The organism is Lentzea sp. DG1S-22, from assembly GCF_036321065.1.
In the GTDB taxonomy this organism is placed as follows: domain Bacteria; phylum Actinomycetota; class Actinomycetes; order Mycobacteriales; family Pseudonocardiaceae; genus Lentzea; species Lentzea jiangxiensis.
Genome location: NZ_CP143276.1, coordinates 5765674 through 5789895, shown reverse-complemented (window position 1 = coordinate 5789895; position 24222 = coordinate 5765674). Strand labels below are relative to the sequence as shown.

The window sequence follows — 24222 nt, the reverse complement described above, 5'->3', positions numbered from 1 at the left end:
CGTCGTGGCACTGCTCGAAGTACGTGACCTCACCGTCGTGTTCCAGCGCAAGGGCGAGGAGCCGTTCCACGCCGTCGACGGCGTCAGCTTCGACGTCGAACCCGGCCAGACGGTCGGCCTCGTCGGCGAGTCGGGCTGTGGCAAGTCGGTGACGTCGCTCGCGATCATGGGCCTGCTGCCCAAGCGCGGCGCCAAGGTCACCGGCAGCGTGACCTACGACGGCACGGACCTGCTGAAGCTGTCCGACAGGCAGATGCGCGACAAGCGCGGCAGCGAGCTCGGCATGGTCTTCCAGGACCCGCTGTCCTCGCTCAACCCCGTCGTCCCGATCGGCCTGCAGGTCACCGAGGTGCTCGAACGGCACCGCGGCCTGGCCCGCAAGGAAGCGATGATCGAGGCGAAGGACCTGCTCGACAAGGTCGGCATCCCCGACCCGAACCGGCGGCTCAAGGAGTACCCGCACCAGCTCTCCGGCGGCATGCGGCAGCGCGCGCTCATCGCGATCGCGCTGGCGTGCCGGCCGAAGCTGCTGATCGCGGACGAGCCGACGACGGCGCTGGACGTGACCATCCAGGCCCAGATCCTCTCGCTCATGAAGGAACTGGTGCAGGACCTCGGCACCGCGCTCGTGATGATCACCCACGACCTGGGTGTCGTCGCCGGCCTGTGCGACGAGGTCAACGTGCTGTACGCCGGCAAGGTGGTCGAGAAGGCCATGCGGCACAAGCTCTTCGCCGAGCCGCGCCACCCGTACACGCACGGCCTGCTCGCGTCCATCCCGCGTCTCGACGCCCCGCGCGGCGAGAAGCTCACGCCCATCCGCGGCTCCGTCGCGGACAACATCCCGTGGACGAGCGCCTGCGCGTTCGCCCCGAGGTGTCCGAACGCGCTGGACGTCTGCCGTGCGGAGACGCCCGCGGAGGTCGACAAGCTGGGCCGCCTGCTGCGCTGCCACAACCCGGTGGTGCCGGGAACTCCCGCCGCCGAGGAGGTGCAGGTATGAGCGAGACCCTGGTTTCCGTCCAGGACATGAAGGTGCACTTCCCGATCAAGCGGGGCGTGTTCTTCGACCGCACCGTCGGCCACGTCTACGCGGTCGACGGCGTCGACCTCGAGATCAAGCGTGGCGAGACGTACGGGCTGGTCGGCGAGTCCGGCTGCGGCAAGTCCACCCTCGGGCGGGCGATGCTGCGGCTCAACGAGCCCACCGACGGCAAGATGATCTTCGACGGGCAGGACTTCTCGACCCTGAAGGGCGAGGAGCTGCGCAAGATGCGGCGCCGGATCCAGATGGTGTTCCAGGACCCGCTGTCGTCGCTCGACCCGCGCCAGTCCGTCGAGTCCATCCTGGTCGAGGGCCTGCGGGCGCACGGCCTGGACGAGGGCAAGGAGGCCACGGCGAAGCGGCTGCGCGAGCTGCTGGCCGCCGTCGGCCTGCCGTCCACCGCGCTGCGCAAGTACCCGCACGAGTTCTCGGGCGGTCAGCGGCAGCGCATCGGCATCGCCCGCGCCCTGGCGCTCAACCCGGACCTGATCGTCGCGGACGAGCCGGTGTCCGCGCTCGACGTGTCGGTGCAGGCGCAGGTCGTGAACCTGCTGGAGGAGCTCCAGGAGAAGTTCGGCCTGACCTACCTGGTGATCGCGCACGACCTCGCGGTCGTGAAGCACATCTCCGACCGGGTCGGCGTGATGTACCTCGGCGGGCTGGTCGAGGAGGCCACCTCCGAGGACCTCTACGACGAGCCGCTGCACCCGTACACGCGGGCGCTGCTGTCGGCGATCCCGGTGCCCGACCCGCAGGTCGAGGACCGGCGCGAGCGCATCCTGCTCGCGGGTGACCTCCCGTCGCCCGCGAACCCGCCGACCGGCTGCCGGTTCCACACCCGGTGCCCGTGGCGGCAGGCCACGAAGTGCGACACCGAACGGCCGGCGCTGCGCGAGCTCAAGCCCGGTCACAAGGTGGCGTGCCACTGGGCCGAGCAGATCCGCTCCGGCGAGATCCAGCCGCACGAGGTGAAGCCGGTCCTGGTGGAGGAGGGCGACGGCCTGTCGCCCGACGTGCCGCTCGTGGGTCCGGCGTCCGTCACCGAGGCGCTCAACCCGTAGCACCCGCTCGTCCGGCCGGGGCCACCTCACTTCGAGGTGGCCCCGTTCGTTTCTCCAGGGACCTCCGCTGTCCTCGGTGGATGGACAGTCGTGGCTCGATCCTGCTGAGAGCGGCCGAGATCGCCTCCGTCGACGGCCTGGAGGGCGTCACGATCGGACGGCTCGCGGTCGAGCTCGGCATGAGCAAGAGCGGGGTGTTCTCGCACTTCGGCGCCAAGGAGGAGCTGCAGCTCTCGACGGTCCACAAGGCCGCGGAGATCTTCGCGCGCGAGGTGGTGGCGGCCGGGGGCTCGCTGCTCGACCTGAGCGAGCGCTGGCTCGACTACTCGAAGCGCCGCGTGTTCCCCGGAGGCTGCTTCTTCGTCGTGACCCGGTCGGAGTTCGCCGCCAGGCCGGGGCGCGTGCGGGACGCGCTGGTGCTGTTCACCCTGCGCTGGGCCTCACTGCTGGAACGGCTCTGCGGCGACGCCCAGATGGCGTTCGAGGTGGACGCCCTGCTGACGGCCGCGGACCGGTTCGCGGTGCTCTACGACGACGCCTCGGCGTACGAGAGGGTGCGGTTGGCGTTGCGCGCACGGATCGCCATGCCGACGGGGATGGAGAGGAGCGTGGCCACGCCGAACGACAACAGCATCGCGAGCCACGCCTCGTCGACGATCTGGCCGCCGATGTAGCCCACGGTCGCGGGGTAGACGCTCCACAGCGCCGAGCCGATCGCCGCGACGGGCAGGAACCGGCGCAACGGCCACCTGAGCGCTCCGGCGAGCAGCGCCCCGACGATGCCGCCCGCGGGCAGGAACCTCGCCGCGACGAGGATCGTCTCGCCCTTGGAGCCGAGCTGGTCGGCCGTCCACACGACCATGGCCCGCGCCCTGGCGTTCCGGTTCACCTTGTCGAGGGCTCGCATGCCCATGCGGCGGCCGGCCGTGAAGTTGATCATGTCTGCGACCAGGCACCCGGCCGCGGCGACGAGCACCACGAGGTACAGCGGGACCTCACCGGAGGCGGCGAGGACGCCGGCGCCGATGAGCACCGCCTCCGTGGGTGCCAGGGGCACCACGGCGACCAGGAACAGCACGACGAGGCTGGCGGCTGTGGTGCTCATGACCGGTGAACGTACGTGAGCCAGATGAACAATCCCGACCAGGCCGTTTCTTCAGCGCGTCCACAGGTGGCACGCCCCGGCTCCGCCGAACGGCCCTGGCCGCTGTCCGAAGGGGCACGACCGCACCGCGGTCCCGATGCCTCCTGCCGTGCCGCCTGCCAGGTGTGATCCACGTCATCCGCGTCGCGGTGCCGTCGCCCGCTGACCAGGTCGGGTCTCCGCCGTTGACCTGCTCGTTCGGCCGCCGTTAGCGTCCGAACTCAATTGGAAAGCTTGTTAACCAATCCTTCGAGCCGCCGCCTGTGCCCAGGAGGAACGAAGTGATCAGAAAGCACACCAGGACCGGTGTCGCGCTAGCCCTGCTGGCGCTCGTGGTGCCGCAGATCGCGGCGTCCGGCACGGCCAACGCGGCTGATTCCCTGCTGTCGGCGAACAAACCCACCACCGTCTCGTCCGTCGAGGCCGCGACCTTCGGCGGCGCCAACGCCGTCGACGGCAGCTCCACGACCCGCTGGGCGAGCCTCGAGGGCGTCGACCCGCAGTGGATCGCCGTCGACCTCGGCGGCAACGCCACGATCTCGCGGGTCAAGCTCAACTGGGAGGTCGCGTACGCGTCCGAGTACAAGATCCAGACGTCCGGCGACGGCTCGTCGTGGAGCACCAAGAAGACCCTGACCGGTCAGAACGGCGGCACCGACGACGTCGCCGTCTCGACGAGCGGCCGCTACGTGCGGATCTACGGCACCAAACGCGGCACGTCCTACGGCTACTCGCTGTGGGAGCTCGAGGTCTGGGGCAGCATCGCGAACGGGGACACCACGGCCCCGACGGCGCCGTCCGGGCTCGCGAGCACCGGCACCACGTCGAGCACGGCCGGTCTGCGGTGGACGGCCTCGACCGACAACGTCGGCGTGACCGGCTACGAGGTGCTGCGCAACGGCAGCGTCGTCGGCACGCCCACCGGGACGGCGTTCACCGACTCGGGCCTCGCGTCCGGGACGGCGTTCACCTACACCGTCCGAGCCCGTGACGCGGCGGGCAACCTCTCCGCGGTGAGCAACGCGGTGCAGGTGACGACCCTGCCCGCCGGGCCCGGCGACACCACCACGATCGTCGCCGCCGGTGACATCGCGTCGCTGACCAACAGCGAGCACTACGAGACCGCGAAGCTCATCGACCAGATCAAGCCGGACCACATCCTCACGGTCGGCGACAACCAGTACGACAGCGGCACGCTCACCGAGTTCAAGGCGCACTACGACAAGTCGTGGGGCCGCTACAAGAGCATCACCCACCCGGCGACCGGCAACCACGAGTGGGAGGACGGCCTCAACGGCTACAAGGCGTACTTCGGCGCCCAGGCCTACCCGGCCGGAAAGCCGTACTACAGCTGGGAAGCCGGCGAGTTCCACTTCGTGTCGTTCGACTCGCAGAAGCTCTACGACACCGGTGACGACTCCACGCAGCTGAACTGGCTCAAGGCCGACCTGGCGGCGAACACCAAGCCGTGCGTCGTCGGCTACTGGCACCACCCGCGGTTCAACTCGGGCGAGTACGGCGACAAGTCCGTGATGGCCCCGCTGTGGAACGCGTTCGCGGACGCCAAGGCCGACCTGGTGCTCAGTGGTCACGACCACCACTACGAGCGGCTCAAGCCGCTCGACAAGAGCGGTGCGGTGGACACGACCAACGGCATGCGCGCCGCGATCGTCGGCATCGGCGGTGACTACCTCTACAAGGACGTCACGCCGCGTGCGGGCGTCGAGAAGTGGTTCGCGGACAGCCACGGCGTCATGAAGATCACCCTGTCCGGCCGGACCTACTCCTGGGAGGTCGTCGACACGGCCGGCACGGTGCGCGACAAGGCCGGTCCCTTCACCTGTCGCTGACCACACCTGGCTGTTGATCGGAGGCCGTCGTGTACATCGCAACCGCAAGACGAGCGCCGGCGGCGGGTGGCACCGGCAGGGTCGCGGGGAACGTCCTCGCGCTGGGCGCGGTGTCCCTGCTGACGGACGTCTCGTCCGAGATGGTCACCGCCGTCCTGCCGCTCTACCTCGTGCTGGGGCTGGGTTTCTCCCCGCTGCAGTTCGGTGTGCTGGACGGCGTCCACACCGGTGTGACAGCACTGGTCCGCGTCGTCGGCGGTCATGCGGCTGACCGCTGGCAGCGCCGCAAGCTCGTGGCCGGCCTGGGGTACGGGATCTCGGCGCTGGGCAAGCTCGGCCTGCTCGCCGCCGGGACCTCGGCCACCGCGATGGGGCTGGTGCTCGCCGGGGACCGGACCGGCAAGGGGCTGCGGACCGCGCCGAGGGACGCGCTGATCACGTTGAGCAGCGAGCCCTCGGCACTCGGACGCGCCTTCGGTGTCCACCGCGCCATGGACACCGTCGGCGCGTTCCTCGGCCCGTTGGTGGCGTTCTGCCTGCTGTGGACGCTGCCGGCGCGCTACGACGTGGTGTTCGTGGTGAGCTTCTGCTTCGCCGCGGTGGGTTTCCTGGTCCTCGTGCTGTTCGTGCGTGATCACCGCGATGTGCTGCCACGCGTCGCGGTGTCGCTCCGCGCCGCGTTCGGGTTGTTGCGGTCAGGGCCGTTCCGCCGGATCTGCCTGGTCGCGTGCGGGCTCGGGTTCCTGACGCTCGGCGACGGGTTCGTCTACCTGTTGCTGCAGAAGAAGCTCGACGTCGAGCTCGCCTACATCGCCCTGCTGCCCCTCGGCACGGCCGGTGTGTACCTGCTCGCCGCCGTGCCGCTGGGGTCGCTCGCCGACCGCGTGGGCCGGTGGAGGATCTTCCTGGCGGGCCACCTCGCGCTGCTCGGCGCGTACGTGCTGCTGGCGGGAGCGTCCGGGATCCCGCTGCTCGTCGGCGTTCTGGTGCTGCACGGGCTGTTCTACGCGTGCACCGACGGCGTGCTGATGGCCGTTGCCGGACCGATGGTCCCCGACGAGCTGCGGACGTCCGGTCTGGCCCTGCTCCAGACCGGGCAGGTGCTGGCCCGTGCCGCCTCGTCCGTTCTGTTCGGCGCCCTGTGGACGTGGTTCGCGTGGTGAGGGTCCTGGTCGTCGTCCTCGCGGTGATCGCGCTGGGCGCGGGTGCCACCGCCTACGCCCTGCGCGCTCCGGACGCGGTGTCCGTCGCCGTGGAGGCCGGTCCTGTCGAGCTGTCGGCCGGGAGGCTGGTGTTCGTGGACGACGTGAGCGGCAAGGTGGCGTCGGTGCCGCTGTCCGACCCCTCCGGGCCGCGGCGGGTGAGCTCGTTGTCCTGCAAGCGGTTCTACACGGCCGCGAAGCAGGGCGTCTGCCTCGCCGACCGCTCCGGTCCGCTGCCGGGATCGGTCTCGATCTTCGTCGACCGGGCGCTGACCGAGACCCGCCGCGTCGACGTCGCCGGCGTGCCGAACCGCGCGAAGCTGTCGGCGGACGGGCGGATGGCGTCGTGGACGACGTTCGTGACCGGTGACTCCTACGCCCAGGCGGGCACGTTCTCGACCCGCACGGCGATCTTCGACCGGCAGGGCGAGGTGTACTCCAGCAACATCGAGGGCACGCGCGTCGCCGGGATGAAGACCACCGACGACATGAACTTCTGGGGCGTCACGTTCGCGTCGGACGACCGCACGTACTACGCGACCCTCAGCACCGCGGGGAAGACGTACCTGGTCCGGGGAGACGCCTCCGAGGAGTCGGCGACACCGTTGCGGGAGAACGCCGAGTGCCCGTCGCTCTCGCCGGACGGCAAGCGCCTGGCGTTCAAGAAGCGCGTGCCCGGCGACGGCGCACGGCCGTGGCGGCAGCACGTGCTGGACCTGACCACGATGGTGGAGACACCCCTGGCCGAGACGCGGGGGATCGACGACCAGGTCGTGTGGCTCGACGACGACACCATCGCCTACGGCCTGCCGGGTCAGGGCATCTGGGCCGTGCCGGCGAACGGGGAGGGCACGCCGCGGCAGCTGGTGCCGCACGCGTCCTCCCCGTCGCTCGCGTCCTAGCGGTTGGCCCGGTTGACCGCGCTCACGATCGCGCGGAACGACGCGGCGACCGTGGAGGAGTCGATGCCCACGCCCCACAGCACGCGGTCGCCCACCGCGCACTCGAGGTAGGCGGCCGCGCGGGCGTCGTCACCGGCGGACAGCGCGTGCTCGGCGTAGTCCAGCACCCGCACGTCGTAGCCGATGGACGCGAGCGCGTCGACGAACGCGGCGATCGGGCCGTTGCCCGAGCCCGTGATCTCCTGCTGCTCGCCGTCGACCAGCAGCGTCGCGGTGATCTCCTCGTGGCCGCTGCCGTCCGACGACGCCTTGTGCTTGAGCAGGTACATCGGCACCCGGCCGTGCAGGTACTCCTCCGCGAAGGCGTCCCACATCTCCTTCGGGCCGATCTCGCCGCCCTGCGTGTCGGTGACCTCCTGGATCACCTTCGAGAACTCGATCTGCAGGCGCCGCGGCAGGTCCAGGTGGTGCTCCTGCTTCATCAGGTACGCCACGCCGCCCTTGCCGGACTGCGAGTTGACCCGGATGACGGCCTCGTAGTTGCGGCCGACGTCCTTCGGGTCGATCGGCAGGTACGGGACCTCCCACGGGAAGTCGTCGACGTGTTGGCCCGCATCCTTGGCGTCGGACTCCAGGGCCTCGAAGCCCTTCTTGATCGCGTCCTGGTGCGAGCCGGAGAACGCGGTGAAGACCAGGTCACCGCCGTACGGGTGCCGCTCGGGCACCGGCAGCTGGTTGCAGTACTCGACCGTGCGGCGGACCTCGTCGATGTCGGAGAAGTCGATCTGCGGGTCGATGCCCTGGCTGAACATGTTCATCGCGAGCGTCACCAGGCAGACGTTGCCGGTGCGCTCGCCGTTGCCGAACAGGCAGCCCTCGATGCGGTCCGCACCGGCCAGGTAGCCCAGCTCCGCCGCCGCGACACCCGTGCCGCGGTCGTTGTGCGGGTGCAGGCTGAGGATGATCGCCTCGCGGTTGTCCAGGTTGCGCGACATCCACTCGATCGAGTCGGCGTAGACGTTCGGCGTCGCCATCTCGACCGTCGCCGGCAGGTTGACGATCAGCGGCTTCTCGGGCGTCGGCTGGATGACCGCCTGGACCGCGTTGCAGACCTCGACCGCGTAGGACAGCTCGGTGCCGGTGTAGGACTCGGGGCTGTACTCGTAGCGGAAGTCGGTCTCGGGGTAGTCCTTCTCCTGCTCCTTGGCGAACTTCGCCGCGTCCGTCGCGATCTTCTTGATGCCGTCCCGGTCGGAGCGGAACACGACGCGGCGCTGCAGGATCGAGGTCGAGTTGTAGAAGTGGACGATCGCCTTGCTCGCGCCGCGCAGCGACTCGAACGTGCGGGCGATGAGCTCCTCGCGGCACTGCGTCAGCACCTGGATCGTGACGTCGTCCGGGATGGCGCCGTCCTCGATGATCTCGCGGACGAAGTCGAAGTCGGTCTGGGACGCGGCCGGGAAGCCGACCTCGATCTCCTTGAAGCCCATCCGGACCAGCAGGTCGAACATCTTCCGCTTGCGCGCGGGCGACATCGGGTCGATCAGGGCCTGGTTGCCGTCACGCAGGTCCACCGCGCACCACAGCGGGGCCTTCTCGATCCGCTTCGTCGGCCACGTGCGGTCCGGTACGTCGACGACCTCGACCAGCTCGTGGAACGGGCGGTAGCGGTGGAACGGCATGCTGCTGCCCAGCTGGCGGTTCCAGGACTGCTGGGACTCCGGGGCGGGGCGGCTCGGCTTGCGGATGCGACTGGTGCCCGCGCTGTACGCGTCGGCCGAGTCGTAGGCGTTGGTCGTGGTGAAAGCCTCGTTGGAGGTCATCTTCGGTGCTCCTGCGGGTCGTCAGCGGGGAACGACCGGCGGCAACGCTGAAGCCCGCGACGGGGGGCCGGTCTGATCAGACCCCGTCACGGCAGCGAAGCAGGAGGGAACGCCACACGGGGGACAGAGTAGCCACATGTCGGGGACGGGTGGAACTCGACGACCGGATCGTGGGACGTCCGTGGTTGTCGGGGGTGCTGAGTACGTTGTGTTGCGAGGGGTCCCGAGGGTGGGGGGACGCCTGCGTCAGCTTGCGGTTTGTGCTGGATGTGGCGGGTTTCGGGTGGGGTGCGGCCTGGTTGTGTACGGCCTGGTGCGGCGGTCTGGTCGTGTTCGCCTGTTGCGTGCGGCCTGTTGCGTTGGGCGGCTGCCGGTCGCGTAGCTGGGTTGCGTCCGTTGTGGGTGGTGGCCGGTCGGGATACCCCCACCGGCGAGGCCGCCTGAAAAGCCAAGAGCAAAAGCCAAGACGGCTCGGCTTCGCCTTCGCGTGCGGGCGGGGCTTTGCACTGGTAACGGGTTCATAAGCAGGTCAACTTGCACGTTTTGCGAGCCGGATACCCGGGAAAAGTTCATGTATGTCCAGATTACGTACGACCAGTGGCCGCGGCACGGCTTCCCGCGTGATCAGCGGCATCGGCGCGCTCTTCGCACTCATCGAGGTGCTCTACATCCTGATGATCGTGTTGGGTGCCAACCAGGCCAACGCGTTCTTCAAGTTCGTCCAGTCCCTCGCCGAGCCTCTCGCGTTGTTCTTCCCCGGCCTCTTCGCCACCGGGAACTACAACCTCGACGTCTTCCTCAACTACGGTCTGGCCGCCGTGTTCTGGCTGGTCGTGACCGGTCTGCTGGCGCGTGCGGTTTCGCGCTACTGAGCTACTGAGTAGTAGATTTCGGTGGTATGCGGACACGCGTGGTCGGTATCGCCGCCGGGATCGTCAGTTGGGTCGGCCTCGCGCTGGCGGTCGTGCTCGTCGTTCACGTCGTGCTCACCGTCGGCGGGGCCAACCCCGGAAACCCCATCACCACCTCCGTCAAGGCGGTGGCCGAGCCCGTGGCTCTGGCGTTCAGGGATTTGTTCAGCCCTGAGGACGCGAAGCTGCGGGTGATCGTCAACTTCGGGCTCGCCGCGGTCTTCTGGCTGGCCGTTCGAGCGATCGTCCTCAAAGTCGTGAGGCGCCTGAACTAGATTCGGTGGTTATGGCGCGAGACGACTTCTGCGACAGCTGCGGCACCGGGTACGCGGACACGTCCGGCTACCCGCGGAAGTGCCTTTCCTGTGGGCACGTGGTCTGGGCGAACCCCTCGCCCGTCGTGGTGTTGCTCGTGCCTGTGAAGGACGGGTCCCGCACCGGGTTGCTCACCGTGCGCCGGGCCATTCCGCCGGTGGGGCAGCTGGCGTTCGTCAGCGGGTTCATGGACCGCGGGGAGTCCTGGCAGCAGAGCGCCGTGCGGGAGCTCGAGGAAGAGGCCGGCGTGCGGATTCCGCCGGAGGACCTGCGGCCGTTGCACTTCGTGTCGACGCCGGACGGGGAGACGGTGCTGATGTTCGCCGCCGCGCCCGCCATCGACGCCGAGGACATGCCCCCGTTCGTGCCGAACGAGGAGGCTTCCGAGCGCCGGGTCATCTTCGAGTGGGAGCCGTTGGCGTTCCCGCTGCACGACGAGGTGGCGACCAAGTACTTCTCAACCGAACCGTGACTGGCCCCAGGTGCCGGTGAAGACCGTCTCGGACAGCGGCTGGCGCCGGCGTTCGCGCTGTTCGCGGGCCTGGAGGTCGTCCGGGAGGACCGAGAGGTCGCCCTGACGGCCCAGGGCCATGGCCACGAGCGGGCGGACGTCGCCGGGCATGGCGAACGCGGTGTGGGCGGCCTGCTCGTCGAAGCCGCCCATCATGTGCGCGATCAGGCCCAGGTCGGTGGCCTGCAGGGCCATGTTCTCCATGGCGAGGCCCAGGCCGAACTCGACGTTCGGGATGTCGCCGCGCGCGTCCCGGGTGATCACGCAGCCGATGAGCAGCACCGAGGCGCGGTGGGCCCACGTCCTGTTGCCGCGGGTGAGGGTGTCGAAGATCGCGTCGAACGTCTCCGTGCCGCGGTGGCCCACGATGAAGCGGGACGGCTGGCTGTTGCCGTGGGACGGGGCCCAGCGGGCCGCTTCGAGCACCGTGCGCAGTTCGTCGTCGGAGACCTCGGCCTCGGCGTCGAAGGCTCGGGGGCTCCAGCGCTTCGAGATCAGCTCGTTCATCAGATCGCATACTGCCAAACGGCGAGGGAGTAGGCGCCGAACCACGCGCTGAGCAGCGTCGCCATGCCGAGCACGGTCAGCACCGTCGAGGTGCGGCGGCGGGCCAGGACCAGCGCGAGGGGGAGCAGCAGGGTGAACGCGGGCAGCAGCAGGCGGGCCTTCGAGTTCATCAGGCCGTTCGAGCCGAGGTCCATGACCAGGACGCCGATCGCGTAGACGACCAGGGGCCATTCGAGGCGGCGCTGGAAGGCGTAGAAGACCAGCACGATCGCCAGGGCCAGCAGCCAGACGGTGCCGGTCTCGAGGACCGAGCGCGGGTTCGCGAGGTGGCCCAGGGCGAAGTCCCAGGTGGCGGCGCCGCCGTCGAACTTCGAGCCCCAGCCCCGCTGCTGCACGCCGAACCAGCCCATCAGGTCGCCCGTGCGGACGGCGACCCAGCCCAGGTAGCCGAGCAGGCCGAGCGGGGCGACGGCGCCACCCACCCAGGCCCGCCAGTCCCGGCGGTCGGCGATCACCGCGACCAGGGCGGCGAGGCCGACGGCGGCGATCAGGGCCGCCGCGGTCGGGCGGACCAGGCCCGCCGCCGCGCAGCAGACGCCCGCGAGGACCCAGCGCTTCTTCACGACGCCGACCAGGGCCCAGGCGGCGAACGCGCAGAACGTCGCCTCGGAGTAGGTCATCGACAGCACGACGGCCATCGGGGACGCGGCGAAGAGCGTCACGAAGACCAGGCCGGCCCTCGTCGAGCCGTCGCGCACGACGCGGCCGAGGACGAACAGGCCGTAGGCGCAGAAGAGCCCGCTGATCAGGCTCACCGCGAACGCCGCGCCGACCACGTCCACGCCCGGCAGGCCGTCGACCCACCTGATCAGCGCGGGGTAGCCGGGGAAGAACGCGAGCGGCGTCTCGGCGGTGCGCCGGCCGAAGGCGTCGAACGGCGGTGACGGCACGCCGTTGTAGCCGCCGGAGGCGATGCCGAGGAACCAGTCGCCGTCCCACGACTTCAGGTTGTCGGTCGCGGTGTCGGCCTTGCCGGTGATCCCGTTCTGGTACTCGACGACGAGCTGCAGGACGAACAGGCCCACCTGGCGCACGGCCAGGTAGATGACCGCCGGAGCGGTCCAGAGCGCGGCCGGGTGTCTGAGCGCGTCGGCCATCCGTGAGCGCGCACTGCTCTCCTGCACGGCTGCTGGGGCCTCCACGACATCGGCGCTCGACGACACGCGGACAGAGTAGTCACGCGCATCACGGCTCCAGAGTCTCACCAGGTGGTCCGGGTAGGCTGCCTACGACGTGGGGTTTTGGTCGCGCGAAGGAGGTCAGGTCGGTGGCGCTCGTCGTCCAGAAGTACGGCGGTTCATCGGTGGAGAGTGCCGAGCGGATCAAACGCGTGGCCGAGCGCATCGTCGCGACCAAGAAGGCGGGGAACGACGTCGTGGTCGTCGTGTCCGCCATGGGCGACACGACCGATGAGCTGCTCGACCTCGCCCGCCAGGTCTCGCCGGTGCCGCCCGCCCGCGAGCTCGACATGCTCCTCACCTCCGGTGAGCGGATCTCCATGTCGCTGCTCGCGATGGCGATCAATTCCCTCGGTGCCGAGGCGCGCTCCTACACCGGCTCGCAGGCCGGCGTGATCACGACTTCGGTGCACGGCAAAGCGCGGATCATCGACGTGACGCCGAGCCGGATCCAGGACGCCACGGGCGAGGGGGCCATCGCGATCGTCGCGGGCTTCCAGGGCGTCTCCCAGGACTCGAAGGAGATCACCACGCTCGGCCGCGGCGGCAGCGACACCACCGCGGTGGCGCTCGCGGCGGCGACCAAGGCCGACGTGTGCGAGATCTACACCGACGTGGACGGCGTCTACACCGCCGACCCGCGCATCGTGCCGAACGCGAAGAAGCTCGACACGATCACGTACGAGGAAATGCTCGAGATGGCCGCCTGCGGCGCCAAGGTGCTGATGCTCCGCTGCGTGGAGTACGCCCGGCGCTACAACGTCCCCGTGCACGTCCGCTCTTCGTTCAGCAACAAGACCGGAACCATCGTGTCCGGTTCAGTGGAGGACCTTCCCGTGGAACAGGCGATGATCACCGGCGTCGCGCACGACCGGTCCGAGGCCAAAATCACCGTGACGGCAGTTCCCGACCACCCCGGCATCGCGGCCAAGATCTTCCGCGTCGTGGCGCAGGCGGAGCTCGACATCGACATGGTCGTGCAGAACGTGTCGCAGGCGGCGTCCGGCCGCACGGACATCACGTTCACGCTGTCCAAGGACGACGGCCCGCGCGCGGTGGCGGCCCTGGAGAAGGCCCGCGGCGAGATCGGCTTCGACCAGGTCCTCTACGACGAGCACGTCGGCAAGGTGTCGCTGATCGGCGCGGGCATGCGCTCGCACCCCGGTGTCACGGCGACGTTCTGCGAGGCGCTGGCCACGGCCGGCGTCAACATCGACATCATCTCCACCTCGGAGATCCGCATCTCGGTCATCTGCCGCGACACCCAGCTCGACGACGCCGTCCGTGCCCTGCACGACGCGTTCGACCTGGGCACCGACGAAGAGGCCGTCGTTTACGCAGGGACTGGACGATGACCGCCCCCGTGCTCGCGCTGGTCGGCGCGACCGGTGCCGTCGGCACCGTGATGATCGACATCATGAACACCCGCTCCGACTTCCCGTGGGGCGAGGTCCGGCTGATCGCCTCCCCGCGGTCGGCGGGCAAGAAGATCAACGTGCGGGGTCAGGACCTGACGGTCGTCGCCCTGTCGCCCGAGGCGTTCGACGGCGTCGACATCGCGATGTTCGACGTGCCGGACGAGGTCTCCGCCCAGTGGGCCCCGATCGCCGCCGAGCGCGGCGCGATCGCGATCGACAACTCCGGCGCGTTCCGCATGGACACCGACGTGCCGCTGGTCGTGCCCGAGGTCAACGCGGACCAGATCGACAACCGCCCGCGCGGCATCATCGCGAACCCGAACTGCACGACGCTGTCGATGATGGCGTCGCTCGGTGCCCTGCACCGCGAGTTCGAGCTCAAGGAACTGGTCGTCGCCTCCTACCAGGCGGCGTCCGGCGCGGGGCAGTCCGGCATCGACCGCCTGTACGCCGAGATCGCGGCCCTCGCGGGCAAGGATGCGGGCGTCGTCGCGGGTGACGTGGCGCAGGCGCTCGCCGCCGCCGGCCTGTCGGCCGGCGACTCGCCGTTCCCGGCCCCGCTGGCGCTGAACGTGGTGCCGTGGGCGGGGTCGCTCAAGGACGACGGCTGGTCGTCGGAGGAGCTCAAGGTCCGCAACGAGGCCCGCAAGATCCTCGGCATCCCGGACCTGAAGGTCTCGGCGACGTGCGTGCGCGTCCCGGTCGTCACCACGCACTCGCTGTCGGTCCACGCGACGTTCGCGCGCGAGGTCACCGTCGAGGCGGCGCACAAGATCTTCGAGGAGCAGCCGACCATCGTCCTCATCGACGACCCGGCCTCGGGGAAGTTCCCGACGCCCGCCGACGTGGTGGGCGGCGACCCGACGTACGTGGGCCGCGTGCGCCAGGCGCTGGACTTCCCGAACACGCTGGACTTCTTCGTGTGCGGTGACAACCTGCGCAAGGGTGCCGCGCTGAACACCTACGAGGTCGCGGAAGAGCTCGCGAAGCGGCTCTGAAGATCGTGAAGTCGAGGCCCCTGCCGTACGAACGGCGGGGGCCTCCTCTCTCCTAGGCTGAGCCCCATGGCGGAGAGCGACGAGCAGTACGACGCCCTGGGCGCGATCTACGAACGTGCCAAGCACATCCCGACCGGACTGGCCGAGCGCGCGACGCTGCTGTCGGCGGTCGGCGACCTGCTCGGCAGGTCGGTGCTGGACGTGGCCTGCGGCACCGGGTTCTACGCGCGGCTCTTCCACGACCTCGGCGCGACGCGGGTCGTGGGCGTCGACTCGGCCGGCGAGATGATCGGCTACGCCCGGTACGTCGAGGGACGCGAACCCCGCGGCATCACCTACGAGCAGCACGACGCGACCGAGCTGCCGGTGCTCGGCGAGTTCGACGTCGTGACGGCCGTGTGGCTGCTCGGCTACGCGGACGACGAGACCGCGCTCGACGCCATGCTCGCCAACCTGAAGGCGAACCTCGCGGAGGGCGGCCGGCTCGTCGTGCTCGTGCCGAACCCGGACGCCGACTGGGACCTGCTGGGCCAGTACGGCCGCTACGGCTACGAGATCACCCGCACCGGGCCGATGAACGTGAAGCAGCCGGTCAAGGTGCACGTGCTGGGCGACCCGCCGTTCGACTTCGACTCCTTCTACTGGGAGCGCGGCGTGTTCGACGCGGCGCTGACCCGTGCGGGGCTCACGGACGTGACGCGGCAGCCGGCCGTGACGCCGGACGACGAGCGCGGCGAGGAGTTCTGGGGCCCGCTGCGCAACTCCCCGAGCTTCGCCGTCTTCACCGCGGTGCGAGGTGCCCGGTGATCGTTCTCGCCGTCGACCTCGGCACCACGGCCACCAAGGTCGTCGCGGTGGACGCGCAGGCCCGCGTCGTCGCCTCGACCGAACGCGCCTACCCGATGCGCACCAGCGGCCTCGAAGCCACGCACGACCCGCACCGGGTGCTCGCCGCCGCGGTCGACGCACTGCGCGAGCTCGCCTCCGACGACGTCCGGGCGATCTCGCTGACCGGGGCCATGCACTCGATCATGGGCCTGGACGCAGACCTGCGCCCGGTCACCGACGCGTTGAGCTGGGCCGACAACCGCGCCGTCGAGCAGACCGAACGCCTGCGCGGCACCGCGGAGGGCCGCGCGCTGCACCAGGCGACCGGCGCCCCGATCCACTCGTTCACGCCGCTGATGAAGCTCGCCTGGTTCCACGAGAACGGCATCCGCGCCGCGAAGTGGTGCGAGATCAAGGACTTCGTGCACCTGCACCTGACCGGCGAGCTGCTCAACGAGTACTCGTGCGGCTCCGGCACGGGTCTGATGAACATCAACACGCTGCAGTGGCACGAGCCGTCGCTCGAGTTCGCGGGCGTCACGGCGGACCAGCTCCCGCCGCTGGTCGAACCCACGCACTCGACGCCGCTGAGGGCCGACATCCCCGGACTGCGACCGGGCATCCCCGTGGTCATCGGCGGTGGCGACGGGCCGCTGGGCAACCTCGGTGTCGGAGCGGCGACCCCAGGAGCCGGTGCCGTGTCGCTCGGAACGTCCGGCGCGCTCCGCGTGGCCCAGCTGGGGCCGGGCGTCGACGCCGAGGGCCGCACGTTCAGCTACGCGATCGGCGAGGGCCTCTGGGTGCGTGGCGGCGCGATCAGCAACGGTGGCGTGGTCGCGCAGTGGGCGGCGGAGATGTTCGGCGTCCCGGTCGGCGAGCTCCTCGCCCAGTCCGCCGACGCCGACTCGGACGGGCTCGTCGCCCTGCCCTACCTCCTGGGCGAGCGTGCGCCGTGGTGGGACCCGACGGCGCACGCCGCGTTGCTCGGCCTCCGGCGCGAACACACCCCTCAGCAGATCACCAAGGCGTTGGTCGAGGGTGTGTGTCAGCAGCTGGCGCTGGTGCTGGAGGCCGTGCCGCACGTGGAGTCGTTGCGGATCACCGGCGGTGCGTTCCGCGCCCCGATCTGGGCCCAGACCCTGGCGAACACGCTCGGCATGCCGTTGCACCTCACCGAGGACACGGGCGGTTCGGCGGTGGGCGCGGCGCTGCTCGCGTGGCGGGCACTGGGGGAGATCGAGTCGCTGACCGTCGACCTCGTGGAGCCGATCCGGACGATCATCCCGGACGAGAGGCTCGTCGAGCGCTATGCCGCCGCACGGCCGTTCGTCGTCAAGGCCTACCGGGCGCTGGAGGACCTCTACGGCTGAGGCGACGATCACATCGTTAGCAAAGAAAACCTTTTGCCGTCCGGGCGAGGATGACGGTGTGGACCTCGCGCCCTTCAAACACGTCCTGATGCTGCCGGGAGTGCGTCCGTTCGCGCTGCTCATGTTCTTCGCGAGGATGCCCCCGGCGGCGACCGGCGTGATCCTGACGCTGCACGTCGCGGTCACGCTGGACCGGGGCTACGGCGCGGCGGGCCTGGTCGGGGCGGCGGGCACGGTCGGCATGGGGCTCGGCGCCCCGCTGATGGGCAAGCTGGTCGACGAGCGCGGCCTGCGGCCGATGCTCGCGGTCGGCGTCGTCGCGTCCGCGGCGTTCTGGCTGACCGCGCCGCTGATGGGCTACTGGACGTTGCTCGCGACGTCGTTCCTGGTCGGGCTCCTCGGCGTGCCGATGATGTCGATCGGCCGCCAGGTGATCACCGCGCTGGTGCCGCAGGACCGGCGCCGGGTGGCGTTGTCGGTCGACTCGATCTCGGTCGAGCTGTCCTTCATGGGCGGGCCGGCGCTCGGGGTGTTCGTCGCGACGAAGTTCTCCACGAACGTCGCGCTGCCCTTCATCGGCGTCTCGATCCTCGTCGCCGGAGTGCTGCTGTACTGGGCGAACCCGCCGATGCTGCACGAGGACGAGGTCGTCGACGGGCCCAAGCCGAAGCTCTTCGAGTGGCTGCGCGGCCGGATCTTCGGCGTGCTCGTCGTGTGCGTCGGAGCGACCGTGTGCCTCGCGGGCATGGAGGTCTCGGCGATCGCGTCCCTGGAGCACATCGGCAAGCAGAGCTGGCTCGGGGCCGTGTTCTTCGCGATGTGCGCGGCGTCGATCGTGGGCGGGCTGGTCTACGGCGGGGTCAAGCGGGTTCCCAGCGTGCTGGTGCTGCTCGTGCTCATGGCCGCGCTGGAGATCCCGGTCGGTCTGGGTGACGGCAACGTGCTGCTGCTGTGCCTGCTCCTCGTGCCGATGAACCTCATGTGCGCGCCGTTGATCGCGGCGTCCGGTGAGCACATCAGCAGGCTCGCGCCGCCCACGGCCCGTGGCCTCGCGATCGGGTTGCAGGGCTCGGCGTTCACCATGGGCAACGCGATCGGGGCACCCGTCGCGGGCGTCGCGATCGACCGGGGCGGTGCTCCGGCGGGGTTCGCGATCGCCGGCGTGATCGGGCTGCTCGTGGCGGGTGTCGCCTGGCTGCTCGCGCGGCAGCGGCGGGTAAATCCGTTGCCAGTCGGGTGACGATGGCTCCGTGAACCTCGCGCCGTTCCGGACCGTCCTGTCCCTGCCGGGGGTCCGGCCCCTGATGCTGCTGATGCTGTTCGCCCGGATCCCTCCGACGGCGGCGGGGGTCACGGTGACGCTGCACGTCGTCACCACGCTCGACAAGGGGTACGCGGCCGCCGGCACGGTCGGCTTCGCGACCATGGTCGGCCTCGGCCTCGGGTCGCCGCTCATGGGCAAGCTGGTCGACAGCAAGGGCCTGAGGTTCGTGCTGGCGCTCAGCCTGCTCGAAGGCCTGTTCTGGGTCACGGCGCCGTTGATGGACTACTACGTGCTGCTCGTGCTGGCGTTCGCCAACGGGCTGGTGGCGGTGCCGATGATGTCGATCGGCCGCCAGGCGCTGACGGCGCTCATCCCCGAGCCGCAACGGCGACCGGCGTTCTCGCTGGACTCGATCTCGGTCGAGCTGTCGTTCATGGTGGGACCCGCGGCGGGCGTGCTGCTCGCGACGGAGTTCTCGACCGGCACGGCCCTGGTCGCGATCGGCGTGGCGATCCTGGCGGCGAGCCTGGTGCTCTTCGTCGTGAACCCCGTGCTGGTGCACGAGGACGAGGACGTCTCCGGCCCGCAGCCGCGCGTGCGGGAGTGGTTGCGCGGGCCGGTGATCGCGGCGCTGATCATCCCGTTCGGCGCCACGATGACGTTGTCCGGCATGGAGATCGCCTCGATCGCGTCGCTGGAGCAGGCGGGCAAGCAGAGCTGGCTCGGGCTCGTCTTCGTCGTGATGTGCGCGGCGTCGGCCGTCGGCGGCCTCGTCTACGGCAGCCTCAAGCGGGTGCCGGGCGGGGTGGTGCTGCTGGCCTGCATGGCGTTGCTGGAGATCCCGGTCGGCCTGGGCGACGGCAGCGTGGCGTTGCTCGCGATCGCGCTGGTCCCGATGAACCTCGTGTGCGCGCCGACGATCACCGCGTCGACCGAGCTGATCAGCCGCCACGCGCCCGCCTCCGCCCGCGGTCTCGCGCTCGGCCTGCAGGGGTCGGCGTTCACGTTCGGCGTCGCCGCCGGCCAGCCGCTCGCGGGGGTCGCCGTGGACCACAGCGGACCCCCGCTCGGCTTCGTCGTCGCCGGGCTGGCCGGGCTGGTGGTGGCGGGCCTCGGCTGGGTGTTCTCCCGCCGGCGTCAGGCGGTCCCCGTCACGTCCTGAGCGGCGTTGGCCAGCGCGAAGCCGGTCCGCAGCGCGCCCACGGCCTCGGACACGGCCTCGCGGAAGACCCCGCCGACGCCGAGCACGTTCGCGAAGCCGTGGAAGAGGCCCTCGTGCCGCCGCAGCACGACCGGCACGCCCTCCGCCGCCAGCCGTTCCGCGAAGGCCTCGCCCTCGTCGCGCAACGGGTCGTAGCCCGCGGTCGCGATGTAGGTGGGCGGCATCTTCGACAGGTCCTCGGCCAGCATGATCGACAGGCGCGGGTCGTGGCGGTCCTCGCCGCCGGGCGCGTACTGGTCGAGGAACCAGTCCATCTTCTCGTCGGTGAGGAAGAAGCCGTCGCCGAAGATCTCGCGCGAGCGGCGGCGCACCGAGGCGTCCACGCCGGGGTAGAGGAGCAGCAGGAACGCGATGTCGACCTCGGCGCCGTGCGCGGTCACCGCGGCCAGGTTGCCGCCCGCGCTGTCCCCGCCGAGCGCGATCCGCTTCGCGTCGACACCCAGGTCCCCGGCCTTCGCGACGGCGTAGCGCAGCACCTCGGCGGCGTCGTCGGCCGCGGCGGGGAACGGCGCCTCCGGGGCGAGCCGGTAGTCGGCCGCGAGCACCCGGACACCGGCCTGCGCGGCGAGGAACCGGCACAGGTTGTCGTGGCTCTCCAGGCTGCCGGTCACCCAGCCGCCACCGTGGTAGAAGATCAGCAGCGGTGAGCCGGCGGCGAGGCCGTCCGGCGTGTAGAGGCGGCCGGCGAACTCCCCGATCGTGAGCTCGCGCGCACCCACACCGGTGATCTTCGGCCCCGCCACGAGCTTCGAGCTCCACTCCAGGTCCAGCCGGCTCTCGGATGCCGTCCTCGTGCGCCACCCCGTCCCGGACAGCTGCTGCAACCTCAGCAGCAGCTGCGCCTCGGGGTGCAGGTCCTGACCGTCCAGGCGGATCGGGGGCCCGGCGATGAGCCGGCGCACGGGACCGGGAAGACCGAACGCGAAGCGGAGAGCACGGGCCAGCGCGGCCGCCTGGAAGTTCGACATGTGGTGCAGGTTACTCACGAGTAGTGCTGGATCTCCAGGTAGCTGGAGGTGGAAGGATCGTTGCCATGACGGTGACGGTGGTGGGCATCGGGGGCTCGATCAGGTCCGACTCGCAGTCCGAACGGGCGCTGCGGGTGGCTCTGGAGGGTGCTCGCGAACTCGGTGCGCGGACGATCCAGTACAGCGGCCCCGACCTGGTGCTCCCGTTCTACGACCCGTCGGTGCCGGACCGCACGGACGTCGCGGTGAGGATGGTCGAGGACCTGCGCCGCTGCGACGGCGTGATCGTCGTGTCGCCCGGCTACCACGGCACCGTGTCCGGCCTGGTGAAGAACGCCCTCGACTACATCGAGGACCTGCGCGACGACGAGCGCCCGTACCTCGACGGCCGCGCGGTCGGCACCATCACCGCCGCCTACGGTTGGCAGGCCGCGGTGAACACCCTCGCGGCGGTGCGCTCGATCGTGCACGCGCTGCGCGGCTGGCCGACCCCGCTCGGCTCCGCGATCAACTCCGCGCAGGTCAAGTTCGACGGCGACGGCTCCTGCTCGGACGCCGACGTGGACCGCAACCTGCGGGTCATCGGCCGTCAGGTCGCCGAGTTCGCGCTGCGCCAGGCGCCCCGACCGGACGTGAACTGAGACACGATCGGGCATTTAGGTCGCGCGCGATGCGTTCTCCTGGGTGAAAGGGCACCACCCACTGACTCGAGGGAGAGCGGAATGGAAGCGCTGTACACGGCTGAGGCGACTGCTTACGGCGAAGGCCGCAACGGCGAGGTGCGTTCCTCCGACGGTGTGATCGACGAGGTGCTGTCGGTCCCGAAGGAGATGGGCGGCCCCGGCGGCGACGCGACCAACCCCGAGCAGCTCTTCGCAGCCGGGTACTCGGCGTGTTTCAACTCCGCCATCGCAGCCGTCGCGCGTGCCGGGAAGATTCAAGTTGCGTCTTCCGAGGTAACCGCCAAGGTGGGTATCGGATCCAACGGCGCGGGCGGCTTCCAGCTGGCCGTCGAACTCGCCGTGAAGATCCCCGGACTCGACCAGGCGGTCGCGGAGAAGCTCGTCGAGCAGGCCCACCAGGTCTGCCCGTACTCCAACGCGACGCGCGGCAACATCGAGGTGGCGCTCACCGTCACCGTCTGAGGAGGCTCGTTTCACCATGGCCAAGAACCCGATCACCAGCCCTCTCGCTGACGCTGACCGCGACGCCGTCGGCGCCATCCTGCAGGCGACGCTGGTCGACCTCGTCGACCTCTCCCTGATCGGGAAGCAGGCCCACTGGAACGTGATCGGCAAGAACTTCCGCAGCGTCCACCTGCAGCTCGACGAACTGGTCGTCCTCGCGCGCAACGCCGCCGACCAGGTCGCCGAACGCGCGGCCGCTCTCGGTGTCACGCCGAACGGCACGGCGAAGACCATCGCCGCGTCGTCCGGCGTGCAGGAGATCGAGACCGGCTGGCTGAAGGAGGAGCAGGTCGTCTCGTCGATCACGGCTTCACTGGGGTCGTTGATCGCCCGCATGCGCACGCGCATCGAGGAGTCCGACAAGCACGACCTCGTCAGCCAGGACCTGCTGATCGGCATCACGCAGGAGCTGGAGCAGGCGCACTGGATGTGGCAGGCCCAGTCGGCCTGACCCGCGGCGAACGGAAGGCCCGCTCCGCAGTGGAGCGGGCCTTCGTCGTGTCCGGACCTACTTCGCGAGGTGCCTGCGGGCGAAGTCCACCTCGGCCGCCGTCTGCCGCATGGTCTCGGCGACGACCAGCGAGCCGTGGCCCGCGTCGTAGCGGTACATCTCGTAGGTGTGCCCGCGGGCCGCGAGCGCGTCGAGGTAGTTGTCGATCTGCCGGATCGGGCAGCGCGGGTCGTTCTCGCCCGCGAGGATCAGCACCGGCGCGGTGACCCGGTCGACGTACGTGAGCGGCGAGCACTCCCGGTAGAGCTCCGGGAGCTCCTCCGGGGAGCCGCCGAACAGCGCCCGGTCGAACGCCCGCAGGGGCTCCATCTCGTCCTCGTAGGCGGCGAGGTAGTCGGCGACGGGAACGCCCGCGATGCCGACCGCCCAGCGCTCCGGCTGCGTGCCGATGCCGAGCAGGGTCAGGTAGCCGCCCCACGAGGCGCCGTTCAGCACCGACCGCGCCGGGTCGGTGAGCCCGGACTCGACCGCCCAGTCGTGCACGGCGGCGATGTCCTCGAGCTCGGTGATGCCGGGCCGGCCCTCGATGGCGTCGCGCCACTTCGAGCCGTAGCCGCTCGAACCGCGGTAGTTCACGTGCACGGTGGCGAAACCGGCGTCGAGCCACACCGCGCGGTACGCGGAGAAGCGGTCCTCGTCGGAGGAGTGCGGACCACCGTGGATCAGGAAGACCGTCGGGAACGGGCCCTCGCCCTCCGGCTTCGACACCAGGGCGTGCACGTCGCCGACGAAGACGTCCTCCAGCGGCGCGGACGTCGCGGGCTTGGCGCCGGCCGGCTCGACGAGCACGCGCTCGGTGCCGTCCGTGGCGAGCGCGCGGATGACCGTGGACTTCTCGGCGGACGACCACGAGTACTCGACCGTGCCGTCCGGGCGCACCCCGGCGGAGCCGATCACGCCGGGCGCGGTGTCCAGAGTGGACAGCTCACCGGTCGTGAGGTCGTAGCGGTGCACGGTGTTGCGGGCGTGGTGCGTGTGGACGATCAGCAGCGCGGAGGCGTCCGGGTACCAGTCGGCGGCGACCTCGCCCGGCAGGTCGAGGACGATCTCGCGCTCGGTGTCGGCGGCGACGTCCCAGATCAGCAGCTCCTCGCGGCCGCGGCGCTCGTGCAGCACCAGCAGCCGCTGGTCGCCGCGCACCGGGCTGAACGAGATGGCGTCGAGGCCCTTGCCCTTGCCGTCCCACTTCTCGGCGACCGTCTCGCCGGTCTCGGCGTTCAGGGCGCGCAACGCCATGTGCCGGTTGTCGCCGTGCTCGGAGTGCGCGATCACGACGAGCGACTCGTCCTTGGCCAGCGCGCTGACACCGGCGTCGTTGACGTGCTGGTAGAGCACCTCGCTCTTGCCGTCGCGCGACAGCCACACCGTGGTGCCGTCATCGGTCGACGCGGCCACGACCGTCACCGTGCGGCCGATCTCCAGACCCGCCGGGTAGCCGGGCGTGACACCGGCGACCGCGGGCTCGGCCTTGCTGCCGTCCGCCTCGAACGGCTCGCGCACCCACACGCCGAACTCGTCGCCGTCGTGGTCGTCGAACCACCAGATCTCGGTGCCGTCCGGGTTCAGCGTGGCGTGCGACGTGCCGTTCGGGCGGTCGGTGACCTTGCGGTGCTCGTCGGTCGCGCGGTCCCAGGCGTAGATCTCCCACACGCCGCTCGCGTTGGAGACGTAGAGGGTCCGGTCCGGTGCGTCGTCGGCCCAGCCGGGCAGGCTCATCCGGGGAGCGGTGAACCGTTCGCGCCACCGGGTCTCGGCGGCGGGGTCTTCGAAGAGCTGGTCCGGAATGGCGGGAGAAGGGTGCGTCGTCACGCTTCAACACTAGAGTCCGCCCCGGGCCCGGGGGAGGCGACGATCGGCCTCGACCTCGTACGGGCCGGAACCGCCACCCCGCTCGACGGTTCGCGGCTTTTGTTCTGACGCACCCGGCTTTCTCGCGTGGCACGAGCC

23 protein-coding genes and 1 pseudogene are annotated in these 24222 nt (G+C 70.3%); 18 read left to right on the top strand and 6 right to left on the bottom strand.

The window, feature by feature from the left end; translation table 11 throughout:
- The first annotated feature begins 4 nt into the window (after positions 1-4).
- The 3 genes from V1227_RS26990 (at position 5) to V1227_RS26980 (ending at position 2780) form a co-directional block, all read left to right on the top strand.
- Complete coding sequence (locus V1227_RS26990; RefSeq protein ID WP_329788233.1) at positions 5-1003, top strand: ABC transporter ATP-binding protein; 999 nt, start codon at positions 5-7, stop codon at positions 1001-1003.
- Entirely contained in the window at positions 1000-2106 is a 1107-nt protein-coding gene (locus V1227_RS26985) for an ABC transporter ATP-binding protein (protein WP_329788232.1), read from the top strand. Before V1227_RS26990 ends, V1227_RS26985 begins: the two co-directional genes overlap by 4 nt.
- An 80-nt stretch (positions 2107-2186) precedes the next feature.
- The gene (locus V1227_RS26980) at positions 2187-2780 is read left to right on the top strand and encodes a TetR/AcrR family transcriptional regulator (RefSeq protein WP_329788231.1); all 594 of its coding nucleotides are present in this window, start codon (positions 2187-2189) and stop codon (positions 2778-2780) included.
- A 56-nt stretch (positions 2781-2836) separates the two neighbouring features.
- On the opposite strand, the pseudogene V1227_RS26975 reads toward V1227_RS26980, so the two are convergent.
- Positions 2837-3211 (bottom strand): annotated as a pseudogene (locus tag V1227_RS26975) (DedA family protein); the annotation flags it as partial.
- Positions 3212-3531: 320 nt separating this feature from the next.
- On the opposite strand from V1227_RS26975, the gene V1227_RS26970 reads away from it, so the two are divergent.
- Genes V1227_RS26970 through V1227_RS26960 form a run of 3 tightly spaced genes read left to right on the top strand, consistent with a single transcriptional unit; the run spans position 3532 to position 7204 of the window.
- The gene (locus V1227_RS26970) at positions 3532-5100 is read left to right on the top strand and encodes a discoidin domain-containing protein (protein WP_329788230.1); all 1569 of its coding nucleotides are present in this window, start codon (positions 3532-3534) and stop codon (positions 5098-5100) included.
- A gap of 29 nt (positions 5101-5129) precedes the next feature.
- On the top strand, positions 5130-6263 hold the full coding sequence (locus V1227_RS26965) for an MFS transporter (RefSeq protein ID WP_329788229.1): 1134 nt from the start codon (positions 5130-5132) through the stop codon (positions 6261-6263).
- Positions 6257-7204 carry a hypothetical protein gene (locus V1227_RS26960; RefSeq protein WP_329788228.1) on the top strand — a complete coding sequence of 316 codons (948 nt, stop codon included), beginning with the start codon at positions 6257-6259 and terminating at the stop codon, positions 7202-7204. Before V1227_RS26965 ends, V1227_RS26960 begins: the two co-directional genes overlap by 7 nt.
- On the opposite strand, the gene leuA is transcribed toward V1227_RS26960, so the two are convergent.
- Entirely contained in the window at positions 7201-9027 is a 1827-nt protein-coding gene (gene leuA, locus V1227_RS26955) for a 2-isopropylmalate synthase (protein ID WP_329788227.1), read from the bottom strand. The genes V1227_RS26960 and leuA overlap by 4 nt on opposite strands.
- Positions 9028-9602: 575 nt before the next feature.
- Between leuA and V1227_RS26950 the strand changes: the two genes are divergently transcribed.
- Genes V1227_RS26950 through V1227_RS26940 form a run of 3 tightly spaced genes read left to right on the top strand, consistent with a single transcriptional unit; the run spans position 9603 to position 10725 of the window.
- A complete protein-coding gene (locus V1227_RS26950; RefSeq protein ID WP_090097643.1) occupies positions 9603-9899 on the top strand; it encodes a hypothetical protein in 297 nt (98 codons plus the stop codon).
- A gap of 26 nt (positions 9900-9925) precedes the next feature.
- Positions 9926-10213, top strand: coding sequence for a hypothetical protein (locus V1227_RS26945; RefSeq protein ID WP_236217856.1), 288 nt, complete (start codon positions 9926-9928; stop codon positions 10211-10213).
- 11 nt (positions 10214-10224) lie between these two features.
- Complete coding sequence (locus V1227_RS26940; RefSeq protein ID WP_329788226.1) at positions 10225-10725, top strand: NUDIX domain-containing protein; 501 nt, start codon at positions 10225-10227, stop codon at positions 10723-10725.
- Here the strand turns inward: V1227_RS26940 and V1227_RS26935 are convergent.
- Complete coding sequence (locus tag V1227_RS26935; protein WP_329788225.1) at positions 10711-11271, bottom strand: nitroreductase family protein; 561 nt, start codon at positions 11269-11271, stop codon at positions 10711-10713. The genes V1227_RS26940 and V1227_RS26935 overlap by 15 nt on opposite strands.
- On the bottom strand, positions 11271-12494 hold the full coding sequence (locus tag V1227_RS26930) for a hypothetical protein (RefSeq protein ID WP_329788224.1): 1224 nt from the start codon (positions 12492-12494) through the stop codon (positions 11271-11273). The genes V1227_RS26935 and V1227_RS26930 overlap by 1 nt, the downstream gene beginning before the upstream one ends.
- Positions 12495-12598: 104 nt before the next feature.
- On the opposite strand from V1227_RS26930, the gene V1227_RS26925 reads away from it, so the two are divergent.
- The 6 genes from V1227_RS26925 (at position 12599) to V1227_RS26900 (ending at position 19549) form a co-directional block, all read left to right on the top strand.
- Entirely contained in the window at positions 12599-13864 is a 1266-nt protein-coding gene (locus V1227_RS26925) for an aspartate kinase (RefSeq protein WP_329788223.1), read from the top strand.
- Complete coding sequence (locus V1227_RS26920) at positions 13861-14925, top strand: aspartate-semialdehyde dehydrogenase (protein WP_329788222.1); 1065 nt, start codon at positions 13861-13863, stop codon at positions 14923-14925. The genes V1227_RS26925 and V1227_RS26920 overlap by 4 nt, the downstream gene beginning before the upstream one ends.
- Positions 14926-14991: 66 nt before the next feature.
- On the top strand, positions 14992-15732 hold the full coding sequence (locus tag V1227_RS26915; RefSeq protein WP_329788221.1) for a class I SAM-dependent methyltransferase: 741 nt from the start codon (positions 14992-14994) through the stop codon (positions 15730-15732).
- Entirely contained in the window at positions 15729-17123 is a 1395-nt protein-coding gene (locus V1227_RS26910; protein ID WP_329788220.1) for a gluconokinase, read from the top strand. Before V1227_RS26915 ends, V1227_RS26910 begins: the two co-directional genes overlap by 4 nt.
- A 58-nt stretch (positions 17124-17181) precedes the next feature.
- Positions 17182-18363 (top strand): MFS transporter, encoded by a 1182-nt coding sequence (locus tag V1227_RS26905; RefSeq protein ID WP_329788219.1) that lies wholly within the window; start codon positions 17182-17184, stop codon positions 18361-18363.
- A gap of 10 nt (positions 18364-18373) precedes the next feature.
- Positions 18374-19549, top strand: coding sequence for an MFS transporter (locus V1227_RS26900; protein WP_236217874.1), 1176 nt, complete (start codon positions 18374-18376; stop codon positions 19547-19549).
- Here the strand turns inward: V1227_RS26900 and V1227_RS26895 are convergent.
- On the bottom strand, positions 19525-20577 hold the full coding sequence (locus V1227_RS26895; protein ID WP_329788218.1) for an alpha/beta hydrolase: 1053 nt from the start codon (positions 20575-20577) through the stop codon (positions 19525-19527). The genes V1227_RS26900 and V1227_RS26895 overlap by 25 nt on opposite strands.
- A gap of 65 nt (positions 20578-20642) precedes the next feature.
- On the opposite strand from V1227_RS26895, the gene V1227_RS26890 reads away from it, so the two are divergent.
- The 3 genes from V1227_RS26890 to V1227_RS26880 all read left to right on the top strand — a co-directional run bounded on the left by V1227_RS26890 (position 20643) and on the right by V1227_RS26880 (position 22215).
- Positions 20643-21218 (top strand): NADPH-dependent FMN reductase, encoded by a 576-nt coding sequence (locus V1227_RS26890; RefSeq protein WP_329788217.1) that lies wholly within the window; start codon positions 20643-20645, stop codon positions 21216-21218.
- Positions 21219-21299: 81 nt separating this feature from the next.
- Positions 21300-21722, top strand: coding sequence for an organic hydroperoxide resistance protein (locus V1227_RS26885; protein WP_065915251.1), 423 nt, complete (start codon positions 21300-21302; stop codon positions 21720-21722).
- A gap of 16 nt (positions 21723-21738) precedes the next feature.
- Positions 21739-22215 carry a Dps family protein gene (locus V1227_RS26880; RefSeq protein WP_236217882.1) on the top strand — a complete coding sequence of 159 codons (477 nt, stop codon included), beginning with the start codon at positions 21739-21741 and terminating at the stop codon, positions 22213-22215.
- A 57-nt stretch (positions 22216-22272) separates the two neighbouring features.
- Here the strand turns inward: V1227_RS26880 and V1227_RS26875 are convergent, their stop codons facing one another.
- Positions 22273-24084 (bottom strand): prolyl oligopeptidase family serine peptidase, encoded by a 1812-nt coding sequence (locus V1227_RS26875; protein ID WP_329788216.1) that lies wholly within the window; start codon positions 24082-24084, stop codon positions 22273-22275.
- Positions 24085-24222: the final 138 nt, after the last annotated feature.

Excerpts from the sequence above, each read along its gene's own strand:
- leuA (WP_329788227.1), bottom strand. The coding sequence starts at position 9,027 with ATGACCTCCAACGAGGCTTTCACCACGACCAACGCCTACGACTCGGCC.
- V1227_RS26885 (WP_065915251.1), top strand. The coding sequence starts at position 21,300 with ATGGAAGCGCTGTACACGGCTGAGGCGACTGCTTACGGCGAAGGCCGC.
- V1227_RS26935 (WP_329788225.1), bottom strand. The coding sequence starts at position 11,271 with ATGAACGAGCTGATCTCGAAGCGCTGGAGCCCCCGAGCCTTCGACGCC.
- V1227_RS26945 (WP_236217856.1), top strand. The coding sequence starts at position 9,926 with ATGCGGACACGCGTGGTCGGTATCGCCGCCGGGATCGTCAGTTGGGTC.
- V1227_RS26985 (WP_329788232.1), top strand. The coding sequence starts at position 1,000 with ATGAGCGAGACCCTGGTTTCCGTCCAGGACATGAAGGTGCACTTCCCG.
- V1227_RS26940 (WP_329788226.1), top strand. The coding sequence starts at position 10,225 with ATGGCGCGAGACGACTTCTGCGACAGCTGCGGCACCGGGTACGCGGAC.
- V1227_RS26980 (WP_329788231.1), top strand. The coding sequence starts at position 2,187 with ATGGACAGTCGTGGCTCGATCCTGCTGAGAGCGGCCGAGATCGCCTCC.
- V1227_RS26880 (WP_236217882.1), top strand. The coding sequence starts at position 21,739 with ATGGCCAAGAACCCGATCACCAGCCCTCTCGCTGACGCTGACCGCGAC.
- V1227_RS26920 (WP_329788222.1), top strand. The coding sequence starts at position 13,861 with ATGACCGCCCCCGTGCTCGCGCTGGTCGGCGCGACCGGTGCCGTCGGC.
- V1227_RS26890 (WP_329788217.1), top strand. The coding sequence starts at position 20,643 with ATGACGGTGACGGTGGTGGGCATCGGGGGCTCGATCAGGTCCGACTCG.
- V1227_RS26950 (WP_090097643.1), top strand. The coding sequence starts at position 9,603 with ATGTCCAGATTACGTACGACCAGTGGCCGCGGCACGGCTTCCCGCGTG.
- V1227_RS26915 (WP_329788221.1), top strand. The coding sequence starts at position 14,992 with ATGGCGGAGAGCGACGAGCAGTACGACGCCCTGGGCGCGATCTACGAA.
- V1227_RS26895 (WP_329788218.1), bottom strand. The coding sequence starts at position 20,577 with ATGTCGAACTTCCAGGCGGCCGCGCTGGCCCGTGCTCTCCGCTTCGCG.